This is a genomic window from Herbaspirillum sp. (assembly GCF_017744395.1).
Lineage (GTDB): Bacteria > Pseudomonadota > Gammaproteobacteria > Burkholderiales > Burkholderiaceae_D > Herbaspirillum.
In genome coordinates this window covers 674,582-690,297 of the sequence record NZ_JAGIBI010000001.1, presented here as the reverse complement: position 1 = coordinate 690,297, position 15,716 = coordinate 674,582, and the positions used below count along the sequence as shown (strand labels likewise).

Here is a 15,716-nt window from a genome sequence, read left to right as displayed (position 1 = left end):
CCCCGATTCCGGCGGCAAGGGTTTTTTATTGCCGCGGAATTATTTGAGGCCGACCAGCGGCTTCAAATGCGGCCAGACGTTATCCAGCAGCATCGGCTGCGCCCGTTCGTTGGGATGGATGCGGTCGGACTGGAACAAATCCATGTCGGCGGCGATGCCATCCATGAAGAACGGCACCAGCGGCGCCTTGTTCCGTTTGGACAGGTCCCGGAACATCTCCGAGAAGCGGCGCGTGTAGTCGGCGCCGTAGTTGGGCGGGATCTGCATGCCGACCAGCAGCACCCGGGCCTTGTGCTGGTGCGCCAGGTCGATCATGGCCTGCAGGTTGTCTTGCGTGGCGTTGAGCTGCAGGCCGCGCAGGGCGTCGTTGCTGCCCAGTTCGATCAGGACGATGTCGGGCTTGTTCTTTTCCAGCAGGGACGGCAGGCGGTTCTTGCCGCCGATGGTGGTGTCGCCGCTGATGCTGGCGTTGACCACCAGCGCATCGACCTTGTGCTGCCGCAGGCGCTGCTGCAGCAGCCCGGCCCAGCCGGCGCCGCGGGCCAGGCCGTATTCCGCCGACAGGCTGTCGCCGAGCACGAGCAGGGTTTTTGGGGCAGAATAAGCGCTCATCGCCGCCAGCACCAGGGCGATGCCCGCCAGCAGCCGCAACCATGCCTTGATGCCGGTCCGCGCTGCGAATGCCGCCATCCTTCTTGCCCGAATGCCCTGCATGTCCGCTGCCGCCACTGCTGTCGCCATTTCCGCTGTTCCTGCCATTGAAGTCCTTCGGTTATCCAAACGCGTGGCCGATGCCTCGGCCGAATCCGGCCAGCTCACGATCCTGTCGGGGATCGATTTTACCGTGGCGCCCGGTACCACGCTGGCCATCGTCGGCGCTTCCGGCTCCGGGAAGTCCACGCTGCTGGGGCTGCTGGCGGGGCTGGATACCCCCAGCGAAGGTTCCGTGCGGCTCGATGGCGAGGACATCTTCGCCCTCGATGAGGACGGCCGGGCGGCGCTGCGCAAGCGCAAGCTGGGTTTCGTGTTCCAGTCCTTCCAGTTGCTGGGCCACCTGAACGCGCTGGAAAACGTGATGCTGCCGCTGGAGCTGCGCGGCGACGGCCAGGCCCGCGCCAAGGCCGAGCGGATGCTGGAGCGGGTGGGACTGGGCAGCCGTCTGAAGCACTACCCGAAATACCTCTCCGGCGGTGAGCAGCAGCGCGTGGCGCTGGCGCGCGCCTTCGTCACCGAGCCGCCGCTGTTGCTGGCCGACGAGCCCACCGGCAGCCTGGATGCGGCCACCGGCGAATCGGTGATCCGGCTGATGTTCGAACTGAATGAGGAACGCGGTTCGACGCTGGTGCTGGTGACCCACGACAATTCCATCGCCGCGCGTTGCGCGCGCACCATCACTATCGCGGCCGGCCGTTTGGCGGCCAGCACCTGAAGCAGGTTTTTAGAACCTGGTTACACGGACTCCATCGGATCGGCCGCCGGCAGCGGATGCGCGCGCCTGTGCTCGACATAGGCGATGCCCATGCCGCTGGCGCAGATGACGGCGATGCCGAGGAGGGTGATGCGGTCGGGGAACTGGCCGAACACCAGCCAGCCCATGCCTGAGGCCGAGATGATCTGGGCGTAGAAGAAGGGCGTGAGCACCGAGGCTTCGGCGTGGCGGTAGGCGTTGTTCTGCAGGAAGTGGCCGATGGTGCCGGTGATGCCGGTGGAAATCAGGATCGCCCATTCCACCAGCGTCGGCGAGTGCGAACTCCAGAAGAACGGCACCGCCAGCGTGGACAGGCCGCTGCCCATCAGCGCGCCGTAGAACAGCGTCACCATCGGATCGTCGGCCTGGTTGGCCTTGCGGTTGAGGATCGACATCAGCGCCATCGTCAGCGCCGACAGCAGGCCCAGCGCCACGCCGTGCGGCGGAATGTCGCCGCCGGGGCGGATCACGATCAGCATCCCGGTAAACCCCACCAGCACCGCGATCCAGCGCGACAAATAGGTGGTCTCGCCCAGCAGCCAGGGCGAGATCGCCAGCACGATCAGCGGCGCGCAGAAGTTCATCGCCGTGCCTTCGGCCAGCGGCACCACCTTCAATACCGAGAAAAAGACCAGCGTCGATCCCAGCAGCAGCGCGCCGCGGCCGATCTGCAGGCCCGGCCGGTTGGAGCGGAAGATGCTGCGTCCGGTGCGCTTCTGGTATAGCGGCACCAGCGTGAACGCCATGAACAGCACGTTGATGCTGTAGCGCATCCACGCGATCATCACCACGTGGTAGCCGGAGATGGCCAGCAGCTTGCCGGCCGCATCCAGCAGGGACAGCGTCCACAATCCGGTAACCAGAAAGATGATTCCCAGCCAGAGCTTAGGCGTGGGGGCGATGCGGAATTGCGGCAGGGCGCTGGTGGACATGGTCTCGGATGATGTTGTTGAACACGGCCCTGATGGCCGGGATGAATTCGCTGGCGGTCAGCCCCACCGGTCCCAGCCCTTGCGCCACCAGCCGGTCGGCGGCGGCGCCGTGGATCCAGGTGGCGGCCAGCGCGGCGGCGCGCGTGGGCCAGCCTTGCGCCAGCAGCGCGCCGCACAGGCCGGACAGCACATCGCCGGTACCGGCAGTGGACAGCGCCGGGTTGCCGGTCGGGTTGACCGAGATTTCACCGTCGGGGAAGGCGATCACGGTACCGGCGCCCTTGAGGATGGTGATGGCATTGAAGTGGCGCGCCAGCATGCGGGCGGCCTGCGGCCGGTCGCTTTGGATATTCTGGGTGGTGGTGTCGAGCAGGCGCGCCGCTTCCAGCGGGTGCGGGGTGAGGATGCTGGTGGTGTCGCCATTGCTGCCGCGGCGATGCTGCAGCTTGTGCTGCAAGACCGGCTCGGCCGAAATCAGGTTGAGGGCGTCGGCATCGAGCACGATGTCGGCCTGGCTGTCGAGCGCGCGGGAAAGGATGTCGTGCGCATGGCGCGAGGTGCCCATGCCGGGGCCGACCACCAGCGTCGCGCCGGGGCCGAACTCGACGCGGTCGGCGAGGCGGAACATCAGCTCGGGATGCATGCTGTCGTAGGCCGGGCCGTCCTCGACGAACGCCAGGTAGACCCGCCCGGCGCCGCCGAACGCCGCGCTGCGGGCCGCCAGCACCGGTGCGCCGGCCATGCCGCGGGCGCCGCCGACCACGATCACGTCGCCATAGCTGCCCTTGTGCGAGTTGTTGGCGCGCGGCTTGAGCGAGGCCGCGAAATGCGCCGGCCCGTTGAGGAAGGCGCGGGTCGGCCGGTAGCAGCCGGGATCGATGTCCAGCGCTTGCAGTTCGATAACGCCGCTATGGTCCTTGCCTTCACAAGTGTGCAGGCCGGGCTTGTCGCCGATGAAGGTGATGGTGTGGGTAGCGTCGATCGCCGCGCCGTCGGCGCCGCCGACGATGCTGCCGGTGTCGGCATTGAGGCCGCTGGGAACGTCGATGGACAAGACCGGGCAGGGCAGGCCGTTGACATAGTCGATGATGGCGCGCAGCTTGCCGGAAGGCGCGCGCGTCAGGCCGATGCCGAACAGGCCGTCGATCACCAGCGCCCACGACTGCTCGCGCAGGCCGGCCGGCGTGAGGTCGTCGATGAACCAGATTTCGGCTTCGCGGGCGCGCTCCAGGGCGCGGCGCGCATCCTCCGGTTGCTTGTCCGGATCGGCATGCAGCTGCACGGCGACTTCGATGCCGGCTTCTTCCAGGATGCAGGCAGCCTCCAGCGCATCGCCGCCGTTGTTGCCGGGGCCGGCCAGGATCAGCACCGAAGGCGAGGATTCGGTGGCCGAGCACAGCAGTTGCTGCGCGTATTCGGCCACCGCCGCGCCGGCGCGCTGCATCAGGGTATAGGACGGGAGCCCGGACAGGGCAGCCTGCTCGACTTCGCGGATTTCGGCAACGGAATAGAGCGCGCTCATGGCTGTGATCGCTGTGCGTTGGGCTTGCTGTTGAACGGAATGGACTGCGGAGGTGGGGGGCTGCCTCGAAATCATTCTAAGTCAATTGCGCGCAGCACGTTGCAAGCACCCAGATGAAAAAAATCGATGCAAACGAAAACCCCGGCGGAAGCCGGGGTTGAAGAGAAGCTCAGGCAGCCGCCAGATCCTGCGGCAGGAAGCCTTCCGGATCCACTTCCGGCTGCTCGCCGGCCACCATGTCGGCCAGCGCGCGCGCCGAGCCCACGGCGGCCGCCCAGCCGGCGACGCCGTGCCCGACGTTGACGAAGACGTTGCCGTGGCGGGTCGGGCCGAACAGCGGCATGCCGCTGGGCAGGAGGGGGATCGTGCTGCTCCAGAAGTGCGCCTGGTTGTAGTTGGCGGCGTTCGGGTAGTAGTCGCCGGCGATCTTGAGCAGGTTGCGCAGCGCCTTGGGCGGGATCGCCTGCGACGGCGGTGTGAAACCGAGCAGGCCGGTGATGCGGATGCGGTTGCCCAGGCGCGCCATGGCGACCTTGTAGCTGTCGTCGAACAGCGCCATGTTGGGCGCGTCGTCGGGGTTCTTGACCGGCACCAGCGCCGAATAGCTTTGCAGGGCGCGCAGCGGCAACGGCGTATCCAGCGGGCGCAGCAGTTCGGCGGTTTGCATGCCGGCGGCCAGCACTACGCCATCGGTGGTGATGCGGCCGGGCAGGTGCTGCGATTCCAGTTCCAGCGCCACTCGGCCGCCGAATTCGGGCTGGATCGCCTTGACGGCCGAACCGAAATGGAAGGTGACGCCCAGCTCCTGGGCGGCATTGCGCATCTGCTTGGCGAACAGCACGCAATTGCCGGCGATGTCGTCCGGGTAGTAGAGCGCGCCGGCCAGGGCGGCTTCGGAAGAAAAAGCGGGTTCCAGCAGGCGGATCGCGGCGGTGTCCAGCGCCTTGTGCTTGATCTCGCATTGCTGCGCGGCTTCTTGCAAGGGCGCCATGCGGGCGGCTTCGGCCGGGGTGCGGAACAGATGGAACACGCCGTTGCCGTTTTCATGCTCCATGGCGTAGTGCTCCTGCAACTGGCGCGTGAGTTCCTGGCCGTAGGCCGACAGGCGCGTGAGCCGGAGCTTGTTGTCGGCGAAGCGCTGCTGCTGGGCCTGGCGCGCCTGGCGCATCCAGCGGTTGCGCTTGAGGTCGGTTCCCGGGGCCAGCAAGACGCGCGGTTCCTCCTGGAAACGGCAGGCGAAGGTGGAAAAGGCGCCGGGCAGCGTCAGCGGCATCGCCAATCCGGGCGCGAGCAGGCCGGAATTGCCGAAAGTGGCTTCTTCGGCAACGTGGGCGCGCCGTTCGATCACGGCCACCTCATACCCCTTGGCGGCCAGGAAATAGGCGCTGCAAATCCCTGAAAGTCCCCCGCCGATGACGGCGATCTGTCGATGTGTGTTGTTCACTCTGTCTGTCTTAATGGCGGATCAGGCCGCTGTTGTCATCGTCATCGGGCGGCCGCCTTGGCGGCGGCGTTTCCGATGCGGCCGGAATGATACCTCGAAATGCTGTTGCCGCTCAGATATTGTCGAAATGTCATGCAGGTTTCCCCTCAAGGGCGACGCGTTTGATTGATTCCAGGAACTGCGGGTGCTGTTGGGGTCAACGCACGGGCGGGAAGTATCGATGACAGCGCCGATGCCCGCAGGTACCCGCTTTCGGTGGGCTCAATACCCTTGTCCACTGTATAATTCGGTCTTTGCTGACAAACGGACAAACGCGCGACAAACGCGCGCACGATCCACGGGTCGGCCACAAGCCGCACCAGCACCAGTTTTCCCGATCCAAGCCAACTGCCTCGACCTCGCCATGCTGATTCTGCCGGGCTCCAATGCCCTTTCCGCTTTCCGCACCCAACGCCTCCTGTCCCAATTGCAAGCTGTCGATCCCGCCATCACCGGCGTTTCCGGCCGTTTCCTGCACTTTGTCGATGCCGCTGGCGCCCTGACCAAGGAAGACGAGGCGCGCCTGAACGGCCTGCTGACCTACGGCGACCCATTCAACGGCAGCGATGAGGGCGATGCCTTCGTCGTGATCCCCCGTTTCGGCACGATCTCGCCCTGGGCCAGCAAGGCCACCGATATCGTCCACAACTGCGGCATGGCCCATATCCACCGCGTCGAGCGCGGCGTGATCTACCACGTGCAGGTCAAGAGCGGCCTGCTGGGCGGCGCCAAGAAGCTGGCCGACGCCAGCATCCCGGCCGTGGCGGCGCTGCTGCATGACCGCATGACCGAAACCGTGCTGCGCCATCCGGACGAAGCGGCCGGCCTGTTCACCGAACTGCAGGCCAAGCCGCTGGAATCGGTGGATGTGATCGGCGGCGGCAAGGCGGCCCTGGAGCGCGCCAATACCGAACTGGGCCTGGCCCTGTCGGACGACGAAATCGATTACCTGGTGGAAGCCTTCACCCGCGTGCAGCGCAACCCGACCGACGTCGAACTGATGATGTTCGCCCAGGCCAACAGCGAACACTGCCGCCACAAGATCTTCAACGCCGACTGGACCATCGACGGCGTGGCGCAGGACAAGTCGCTGTTCGGCATGATCAAGAACACCCACCAGTTGAACCCCAAGGGCACGGTGGTGGCCTACAGCGACAACTCGTCGGTGATCGAGGGCGCCACCGTGCCGCGTTTCTACCAGCGCGGAGCGGTCAAGGGCAACGTCTATGAGGCGTCGGAAGAACTGACCCACATCCTGATGAAGGTGGAGACCCACAACCACCCGACCGCGATCTCGCCGTTCCCGGGCGCCTCCACCGGCGCCGGCGGCGAAATCCGCGACGAGGGCGCGACCGGCCGCGGCGCCAAGCCCAAGGCCGGTTTGACCGGTTTCACCGTGTCCAACCTGATGGTCACGCACGCGGTGCAGCCGTGGGAAAACGCGCGCGACGTGGCGCAGCCGGTGGCTGCGCGCGATGTGCGCGCCGACGGCGGCATCTACGGCAAGCCCGAGCGCATCGCCTCGCCGCTGCAGATCATGATCGACGGCCCGCTGGGCGGCGCCGCGTTCAACAACGAATTCGGCCGTCCCAACCTGGGCGGCTACTTTCGCACCTACGAGCAGAACGTGGGCGGCGAGGTGATGGGCTACCACAAACCGATCATGATCGCCGGCGGCATGGGCAACATCTCGGCCAAGCACACCAAGAAGAACGACCTGCCGGTGGGCAGCCTGCTGATCCAACTGGGCGGCCCCGGCATGCGCATCGGCATGGGCGGCGGCGCCGCCTCGTCGATGGCCACCGGCGTCAATACCGCCGACCTGGACTTCGACTCGGTGCAGCGCGGCAACCCGGAAATGGAACGGCGCGCGCAGGAAGTCATCAACGCCTGCTGGGCGCTGGGCGACGAAAACCCGATCCTGTCGATCCACGACGTCGGCGCCGGCGGCCTGTCCAACGCCTTCCCGGAAATCACCAACGACGCCAAGCGCGGCGCGCTGTTCGACCTGCGTAAAGTGCCGCTGGAAGAATCCGGTTTGGCGCCCAAGGAAATCTGGAGCAACGAATCCCAGGAACGCTATGTGCTGGCCATCGCGCCCGAGCATCTGGAACTGTTCAAGTACCTGTGCGAGCGCGAGCGTTCGCCGTTCGCCGTGGTCGGCACCGCCACCGAAGAGCGCCAGTTGAAGGTGATCGACCCCGAGCACGACAACAGCCCGGTCGACATGCCGATGGACGTGCTGCTGGGCAAGCCGCCCAAGATGCACCGCGACGTCAAGCACGTTGAGAAGACTCTGCCGGCGGTCGACCTGACCGGCATGGACCTGGTGGAAGTGTCGCACCGCGTGCTGCGCCTGCCGGCCGTGGCCGACAAGTCCTTCCTGATCACCATCGGCGACCGCAGCGTGGGCGCGATGACCGTGCGCGACCAGATGGTCGGCCCGTGGCAGGTGCCAGTGGCCGACGTCGCGGTGACCGCGATGGGGCTGGAAGGCTATCGCGGCGAAGCGATGGCGATGGGCGAGCGCACGCCGCTGGCCGTGATCGACGCCGCCGCATCGGGCCGCATGGCCGTGGGCGAGACGATCACCAACATCGCCGCCGCGCCGATCGCTGAAATCGGCGACATCAAGCTGTCGGCCAACTGGATGGCGGCCTGTGGCCAGCCGGGCCAGGACGCCGCGCTGTTCGATACCGTCAAGGCGGTGGGCATGGAACTGTGCCCGGCGTTGGGCGTGTCGATCCCGGTGGGCAAGGATTCGTTGTCCATGCGCAGCACCTGGAAGGACGAAACGGGCGCCAAGTCGGTGACTTCGCCGGTGTCGCTGATCGTGTCCGGCTTCGCGCCGGTGACCGACGTGCGCCGCGTGCTGACGCCGCAACTGCGCAAGGACCAGGGCGACACAGTGCTGATCGCCATCGACCTGGGCCGCGGCAAGAATCGCATGGGCGCCTCGGCGCTGACCCAGGTCATGCAGCAGATCGGCAACGAAACCCCGGACGTGGACAGCGCCGAAGACCTGAAGGGCTTCTTCAACGCCATCCAGCAACTGAATGCCGACGGCAAGCTGCTGGCCTACCACGACCGTTCCGACGGCGGCCTGTTCGCCACGCTGGCGGAAATGTCCTTCGCCGGCCATACCGGCATCTCGGTCAACCTCGACATCCTGACCATGGAAGGCGAGCATGCGGCCGACTGGGGCGATTCCAAGAACTGGACCACGCAAGTGGCCGAGCGCCGCAATGAACTGACGCTGCGCGCGCTGTTCAACGAAGAGCTGGGCGCGGTGATCCAGGTGCGCGCCGAAGAGAAGTCGGACGTGATGAACGTGCTGCGCAGCTTCAACCTGGGCGCCTGCAGCCACATCATCGGCAAGCTCAACGAGCGCGACGTGGTGGAATTCCTGCGTGACGCCAAGAATATCTACAGCCAGCCCCGCATCGAGCTGCAGCGCGCCTGGAGCGAAACCAGCTGGCGCATCGCCCGCCTGCGCGACAACCCGGCCTGCGCCGACGCCGAATACGACCGCATCCTGGACGCGGCCGACCCCGGCATCAGCCCGAAGCTGACCTTCGATCCGCAGGAAGACATCGCCGCGCCGTTCCTCAATATCGGCGCCGCCGCCCGTCCCAAGGTGGCGATCCTGCGCGAGCAGGGCGTGAACTCGCACATCGAGACCGCCTTCGCCATGCACAAGGCCGGCTTCACCGCGGTCGACGTGCACATGAGCGACCTGATCGCCAACCGCGCCAAGCTGGACGACTTCAAGGGCTTCATCGCGGTCGGCGGCTTCTCCTACGGCGACGTGCTGGGCGCGGGTGAGGGCTGGGCCAAGACCATCCTGTTCAACGCGCAACTGGCCGAGCAGTTCTCGCGCTTCTTCCAGCGCGGCGACACCTTCTCGCTGGGCATCTGCAACGGCTGCCAGATGATGAGCAACCTGAAGTCGATGATCCCGGGCGCGGAAGCCTGGCCCAAATTCACCCGCAACAAATCGGAGCAGTTCGAGGCGCGTTTCGTGAACGTGGAAGTGGCCGATTCGCCGTCCATCTTCATGCAAGGCATGGCCGGCACCCAGGCGCCGATCGCCACCGCTCACGGCGAAGGCTTCGCCGACTTCTCGCAGACCGGCGACATCACCAAGGCCATCGTGGCCATGCGCTACATCGACAACAAGGGCGCCGTGACCGAGGCTTATCCGTACAACCCGAACGGTTCGCCGCAGGGCATTACGTCGGTGACCACGCCGGACGGCCGCTTCACCGTGCTGATGCCGCATGCCGAGCGCGTGTTCCGTACCGTCACGCAGTCGTGGCATCCGGATACCTGGGGCGAGGATTCGCCGTGGATGCGCATGTTCCGTAACGCGCGCAAGTGGGTGGGGTAATTTGGGCTGGCCCGCTTGGCGGGCCGTTCAAGCGATAGCGGCAATAAAAAAGCGCAGTTCCTCCTGGAACTGCGCTTTTTGCTTTCTGATGCCAGTTGTCTTGCACCGCAGCCTTTGTGGGGCATGCGGCGCGATTCAGGCTGGATTAGAAAATGTGGCGGATACCGACGCCGACGGTGGTCAGATTGTTTTTGCCTGTTGCAGAATCGGTGATCTCATACGTGGCAGCATCCTTGGCCTTGTTGTAGTCGATCGTGGTATAGATCTGGGTACGCTTGGACAGCGCATACTCGGCCCAACCCGCCAGCGTGTAACGACGACCATCGCCGACATTACCCAGATTCTTGTACGCCACATTTTGGCTCTTGTCGTAGTAGAACGCGCCGGTCAGGGTCAGGGCGTTGGTTGCCTTATAGCTAGCACCCAGGAAGTAGCCATTATCCTTGCGTTGGACACCGGCCAGACCACCGCCGGTAACATTGGAAGCCCAGCCATTGGCAGCCATATAGTTGGTGCTTGTACCGGTCGCATCCTTGATGTTGAAGTAGCCGCCAAACAGCTTGGTCGTGCCGAAATCGTAGGAGGCCGACAGGTTGTAGACAGTATCCTTGTTTTGGCTGTCGTCATTGGTTTGCTGGAAGCCACCGCCAACCGCAAAGGCGCCAGCAGTGTAGCGCAGGGCGCTGCTGAACTGGCTCTTGCTGCGGGTCGAACCAGCGACTTCACCGAAGGCATAGCTGACTGCTGCCGACACCGGGCCGAAGTCGTTGTCATAGCGGATCATGTTGCTGTTGCGGACCAGGCTTGCGGCGGCCGGCAGCCACGAGTTGGTTTCGTAGTTGCCCACGGTCAGCGGATCGAAGTGGTCGGCCAGCAGGTCGAACAGAGGGGTGTTCAGGCGACCAACGCGGACCTTGCCGAAGCCGCCTTGCAGGCCAACCCACGACTGGCGGTTGAAAATGGTATTGGCCTGGCTCATTGCACCCGTGTCGCTGGAGAAGCCGTTTTCCAGTTGGAACATGGCTTTCAGGCCGCCGCCCAGATCTTCGGTGCCCTTGAAGCCGATGCGGCTGTTGGCGATGGCGCCGTTGTCCATGCGGAAGTTGCTGTTGCCTTGGCTATTGTCATTGCTGAGATAGCGAATGCTGGTATCGACGATGCCGTAAATGGTCACGTTCGTCTGGGCAAATGCCGCACCGGCGCTGGTCAAGCCCGCTGCGAGCAGAAGCAAGGAACTTTTTTTCATTGGTGTCTCTCCTGAAACCACGATGTTGTAATGATCGGCGCCGCGGAGCGACCTTATGTGCCTCCCCCCGAAACGCCCTTTTTGCCGCCGTTCTTTTTGCTGTCAATGCTTGGTGAACGAACGACCGTGCCCCTATGGGGGCAGGATCGAAGAATAGCAGAATGCTTATTGGTGAAATGATTGAAGTGAGGTTGAATAATTTTATTTTTATAATTATTTACAAATAAATTATTTAAATTTAAAAAATAAATGGAAGTGATTTTTCTTGAAGAGGCATCTACTGAGAGGTTTCCCGCTGCCTGGTACGGTACTCAAGAAAACGTCTGGTCAACAGGCAAAACGCCGATGCAATGGCTGCGATCATACCGGCCATCAGCATCCAGATGGCGATGGAAAAAAGCGGTGGCATCTCGGGAGTGTCGCTGGATTCGGCCGCATACACGGCAATCAGGATACCTGCGCACAATAGCAGGCTAAGGCCATGCCAGTACCAGCGAGGCCGGGCCGAGCGCCATCCCTGGATGCTGGTGAATACGAGGCAGACGAAGAGGACGGCGGCGCTTGCCAGCGGCAGCAGGAATTCGGCGGAGAGCAGGGAATGCGGCATGGCGAGGTCCGGAGGCTCAAGGTAAATGATGTGAGCCCGATTTCCCCGGGTGATTCCATTGGCTGTCGATAAAGCCAAAATCTCGCAGATTTGCGATCCAACGCTTGAGGAGACCCCTTGGAGGGGCTTGGGAAAGAACACCGCCGTTCAGCAGGATGGGCGATAAGCCATGCCTGTAAAGCAACATACCCGGCAAGGAAGCCTTGGCCGGGTATGTCGATTGAATGCACAGCGAGTAATGCGGCAGCCACTCATGGCCGCCGCAACGCAAGGCAATTACTGCACCTTGGCTTTCTTGCGCAGTTCGTCCTGGTAAGCCTGCAGCTTCTTCTGTTGCAGGGCTTCGGCGATTTGCGGCTTGACTTCGTCCAGCGTCGGAACCTTGGCCGGGCGCACGTCTTCCAGCTTGATCACGTGCCAGCCGAACTGGGTCTGCACCGGGGTCGGGGTGACTTCACCCTTCTTCAGCGCGACCATGGCGTCGGAGAACGGCTTGACGAAGGAGGCCGGGGAGGCCCAGTCCAGGTCGCCGCCGTTGGCAGCCGAGCCGGTGTCCTTCGATTGCTTGGCCAGGTCTTCGAACTTGGTGCCGGCCTTCAGCTTGGCGATGATGGCCTTGGCGTCTTCTTCCTTGTCCACCAGGATGTGGCGGGGGTGGTATTCCTTGTCGCCGGCCTGGGCCTTGAACTTGTCGTATTCAGCCTTGATATCGGCGTCCGACACCGGGTTCTTCTTCAGGTAGTCGGAGATCAGGGCGCGGATGACGATGGACTGGCGCGCCAGTTCCAGCTGGTTCTTGACGTCCTGGCTGGTGGACAGGCCCTGCTTGTCGGCTTCCTGCATCAGGATTTCGCGGTTGATCAGCTCTTCCTTGATGGCGCCGCGCAGTTGCGGGCTGTCGGGCTGGCCCTGGGCGGTCATCTGCTTGACCATCAGGTCGGCGCGGGAGGAGGGAATGGCCTTGCCGTTCACGACTGCCAGGTTTTGGGCGAAAGCCGGGATCGAAGCGATTGCAAACAGCAGAACCAGCAGACGAGCGGGTTTAAATGTCATTGTTGAATCCTAGGAAAGAAAGGAGTGAATCAAAATGGAGATGAAAACAGGAAGAGGGGCGTCTGTTCTTTGTTCTTGATTTCAGTCGTTTGCCTCTGATGGGGTGAGCGCCACGATGGCCAACGCGTGGATCTCTTGCTGCATCAGGTCGGACAGGCAATCATACACCAGCCGATGGCGGTTGACCCTATTTTTACCTTCAAACAAGTTGGAGACGAGGCGGACCCTGTAATGGCCGCCGCCCGAGGCAGCGCCCGCATGACCGGCATGCAGGGCGGACTCGTCCTCGACCAGACACTGGGTGGGCGAGAAAGTTGCAAGCAAACGTTCGCGGATGCGTTCCGGGCGGGTATCGGCGGCGCTCATTCGGCGTCTTTCATGTACTTCGACAGGAACAGGCTCTGGCCGATGATGAACACGAACATCAGCCCCATGCTGCCAAACATCTTGAAGTTGACCCAGGTATCGAGCGGGTAGTTGAAGGCAATGTACAGGTTGAGCGCGCCCATGGCCGCGAAAAACAGGATCCAGGCCAGGTTCAGGCGAGGCCAGACGGGTTCCGGCAGGCTGACCTGCTTTTCCATCATGGTGCGGATCAGGTTCTTTTTCAGGAACAGCTGCGAGAACAGCAGCGCCACGCCGAAGCACCAGTACAGGATGGTCGGCTTCCACTTGATGAAGGTGTCGTCGCGGAAGTAGATGGTGGCGCCGCCGAAGACGACGATGATCGCCAGCGACACCCACAGCATGCCGTCCACCTTGCGCCGGCGCAGCAGCAGCCAGGCGATCTGCGCCAGCGAGGCGACGATCGCCACCGCCGTCGACAGCAGGATGGGCGCTTGCGCCGCGGTGACCGCGCCGCTGGACATGGCGCCGCCCAGGTATTGCATCACCAGTTCCTGCGCGGCCGAGGGATGGCCTTCGGCCCACTTGAAGACGCCGAAAAACAGGATGATGGGGAACAGGTCGAACAGGAACTTCATTGTGCGGACGTCTTTACGAAGATAAGGAATGAAAGGGAGACGGCGTCAGGCCGGATCGAAACGCAGCGACGCCGAATTGATGCAGTAGCGCAGTCCGGTCGGCGGCGGGCCGTCAGGAAAGACATGGCCCAGGTGGGCGTCGCAGACGTTGCAGATGATCTCGGTGCGAATCATGCCATAACTGCGGTCGATTTTTTCGCGCACGTTGGCCGAGTCGATCGGTTCGAAGTAGCTCGGCCAGCCGCAGCCGGAGTCGAATTTGGTGTCCGAGGTGAACAGCGGCGTGCCGCAGCAGACGCAGGTATAGGTGCCGGCCTCGTGATGGTCCCAGTAGCGGCCGGTGAAGGCGCGCTCGGTGGCGGCTTCGCGGGTCACCTGGTATTCGAGCGGATCGAGCTGCTCGCGCCATTGGGCTTCGGTCTTTTCTACGCGCTTGGTCATGTCGGGCTCCTGTAATGCTGATGCGATAACGTTGCCGGAAGTGTAATGGTTTTCAAGATGAGCAGCTTACTTCCAGGTGGCTGGCCCAGTCGGGCGGCAGATCTGCGTACTTTTCATGCTCGGGCTGTTCGTCGAAGGGGCGGCGCAGGATGGCCTGCAGCTTTTCCACTTCGGAGAAATCCTTTTGCAGGGCGCGGTCGATGGCGACCTGGGCCAGGTAATTGCGCAGCACGTATTTGGGGTTGACCGCATGCATTGCAAGCCGGCGGCTTGCATCGTCGCTGTTTTCGGCGCGCAGGCGCTGGCGGTATTGCGCGGCCCAGGCGTCGAAGGCGGGGCGGTCGATGATGAGGTCGCGCAACGGCTCGTCGCCGGCCGGATTGCCGATCTGCAATTCGCCCAGGCGGCGGAAGAACAGCGTGAAATCGACATGGCTGTTCTGCAGGATGGCGAACATCGCGTCGATCAGCTTGTCGTCGTCGGGCTGGAAGGTCGCAAGGCCCAGCTTGGCGTGCAGCAGCGCTTCCTGTTTGGCTTCGAATACCGCTTCATAACCGGCCAGCGCGGCCTCGGTATCTTCCACGCTGCCGATCAGCGGCAGCATGGCCTGGCCCAGCGCGAAGCAGTTCCATTGGCCGATGCGCGGCTGCATCTGGTAGGAATAGCGGCCCTGCTGGTCGGTATGGTTGCAGATGTGGCGCGCGTCGAATGCTTCCATGAAGCCGAACGGGCCGTAATCCAGCGTCAGGCCGAGGATCGACATGTTGTCGGTGTTCATCACGCCATGCATGAAGCCGACCGCCTGCCATTGCGCCATCAGCTCGGCGGTGCGGCGGGTGACTTCCGTCAGCAGCGCCTTGTAGGGGTTTTCCTGCTGCAGCAATTCGGGATAGAACTGTTCCAGCACGGCATCGGCCAGCACCTTGAGCTCGTCGAAGCGCTGGTTGTAGTACCAATGCTCGAATGAGCCGAAGCGGATGAAACTGGGCGCCATGCGCGTGACCACGGCGGCGGTTTCGACGGTCTCGCGCATGACGCGCTGGTCGGAGCCGGTCACCACCAGCGCGCGCGTGGTCGGGATGCCCAGCGCGGCCATGGCTTCGGAACACAGGAATTCGCGGATCGACGAACGCAGCACGGCGCGGCCGTCGCCCATGCGTGAATAGGGCGTCTGGCCGGCGCCTTTCAATTGCAGTTCGATGCGGCCCTGGCCGTCGGCGGCGGGCAGGTCGCCCAGCGAGATCGCGCGGCCGTCGCCCAGTTGCCCGGCCCACACGCCGAACTGGTGTCCCGAATACACCGCCGCCAGCGGCAGCGAGCCGTCGGCGATGCGGTTGCCGGTGAATACGTCCAGGAAGGCGGGATCGTCCAGCATGGCGCGGCTCATGCCGATGGTGGCGGCCGCCTCGTCGCTGAAACCGACCAGGTAAGGGGCGGGCAGCGGGGTAGGCTGCAGGCGCGTGTAAAAGGCCGGCGGCAAGTCGGCGAAGCGGTTGCCGAAGGACGGCAAGGCGGCCGTGGCGTCTGAAGTGATGGTCATGGCAGGTAAATGGAGCTGTCGGCGCCGATCGCAAGCCCGCTGCGAGTGCGT

General features: G+C 63.9%; 13 protein-coding genes. 2 read left to right on the top strand and 11 right to left on the bottom strand.

What is annotated here, in order from left to right; all coding sequences use genetic code 11:
• Window positions 1-39: 39 nt before the first annotated feature.
• The gene (locus J7548_RS03130; protein ID WP_290970180.1) at window positions 40-690 is read right to left on the bottom strand and encodes an arylesterase; all 651 of its coding nucleotides are present in this window, start codon (window positions 688-690) and stop codon (window positions 40-42) included.
• 22 nt (window positions 691-712) lie between these two features.
• On the opposite strand from J7548_RS03130, the gene J7548_RS03125 reads away from it, so the two are divergent.
• On the top strand, window positions 713-1,429 hold the full coding sequence (locus tag J7548_RS03125; RefSeq protein WP_290970178.1) for an ABC transporter ATP-binding protein: 717 nt from the start codon (window positions 713-715) through the stop codon (window positions 1,427-1,429).
• A 20-nt stretch (window positions 1,430-1,449) separates the two neighbouring features.
• Here J7548_RS03125 and J7548_RS03120 read toward each other — a convergent pair whose 3' ends face one another.
• From J7548_RS03120 to J7548_RS03110, 3 genes are all read right to left on the bottom strand, one after another.
• Complete coding sequence (locus J7548_RS03120) at window positions 1,450-2,400, bottom strand: DMT family transporter (RefSeq protein ID WP_290970177.1); 951 nt, start codon at window positions 2,398-2,400, stop codon at window positions 1,450-1,452.
• The gene (locus J7548_RS03115; RefSeq protein WP_290970175.1) at window positions 2,354-3,922 is read right to left on the bottom strand and encodes an NAD(P)H-hydrate dehydratase; all 1,569 of its coding nucleotides are present in this window, start codon (window positions 3,920-3,922) and stop codon (window positions 2,354-2,356) included. The genes J7548_RS03120 and J7548_RS03115 overlap by 47 nt, the downstream gene beginning before the upstream one ends.
• A 169-nt stretch (window positions 3,923-4,091) precedes the next feature.
• Complete coding sequence (locus J7548_RS03110) at window positions 4,092-5,366, bottom strand: FAD-dependent oxidoreductase (protein ID WP_290970172.1); 1,275 nt, start codon at window positions 5,364-5,366, stop codon at window positions 4,092-4,094.
• A gap of 403 nt (window positions 5,367-5,769) precedes the next feature.
• On the opposite strand from J7548_RS03110, the gene purL reads away from it, so the two are divergent.
• On the top strand, window positions 5,770-9,795 hold the full coding sequence (gene purL, locus J7548_RS03105) for a phosphoribosylformylglycinamidine synthase (protein ID WP_290970169.1): 4,026 nt from the start codon (window positions 5,770-5,772) through the stop codon (window positions 9,793-9,795).
• A 145-nt stretch (window positions 9,796-9,940) separates the two neighbouring features.
• Here the strand turns inward: purL and J7548_RS03100 are convergent, their stop codons facing one another.
• The 7 genes from J7548_RS03100 to J7548_RS03070 form a co-directional block, all read right to left on the bottom strand.
• Window positions 9,941-11,041, bottom strand: a complete 1,101-nt coding sequence (locus J7548_RS03100; RefSeq protein ID WP_290970166.1) for a porin — start codon at window positions 11,039-11,041, stop codon at window positions 9,941-9,943.
• A gap of 277 nt (window positions 11,042-11,318) precedes the next feature.
• Entirely contained in the window at window positions 11,319-11,648 is a 330-nt protein-coding gene (locus tag J7548_RS03095) for a hypothetical protein (RefSeq protein ID WP_290970163.1), read from the bottom strand.
• A 276-nt stretch (window positions 11,649-11,924) separates the two neighbouring features.
• A complete protein-coding gene (locus J7548_RS03090) occupies window positions 11,925-12,701 on the bottom strand; it encodes a peptidyl-prolyl cis-trans isomerase (RefSeq protein WP_290970161.1) in 777 nt (258 codons plus the stop codon).
• 81 nt (window positions 12,702-12,782) lie between these two features.
• Window positions 12,783-13,067: a BolA family protein gene (locus tag J7548_RS03085; RefSeq protein WP_290970159.1), complete on the bottom strand. Its 285-nt coding sequence runs from the start codon at window positions 13,065-13,067 to the stop codon at window positions 12,783-12,785.
• Complete coding sequence (locus J7548_RS03080; protein WP_290970156.1) at window positions 13,064-13,684, bottom strand: septation protein A; 621 nt, start codon at window positions 13,682-13,684, stop codon at window positions 13,064-13,066. The genes J7548_RS03085 and J7548_RS03080 overlap by 4 nt, the downstream gene beginning before the upstream one ends.
• A gap of 45 nt (window positions 13,685-13,729) precedes the next feature.
• Window positions 13,730-14,125: a peptide-methionine (R)-S-oxide reductase MsrB gene (msrB, locus tag J7548_RS03075; RefSeq protein ID WP_290970154.1), complete on the bottom strand. Its 396-nt coding sequence runs from the start codon at window positions 14,123-14,125 to the stop codon at window positions 13,730-13,732.
• 52 nt (window positions 14,126-14,177) lie between these two features.
• Window positions 14,178-15,665, bottom strand: a complete 1,488-nt coding sequence (locus J7548_RS03070) for a protein adenylyltransferase SelO (RefSeq protein ID WP_290970151.1) — start codon at window positions 15,663-15,665, stop codon at window positions 14,178-14,180.
• Window positions 15,666-15,716: the final 51 nt, after the last annotated feature.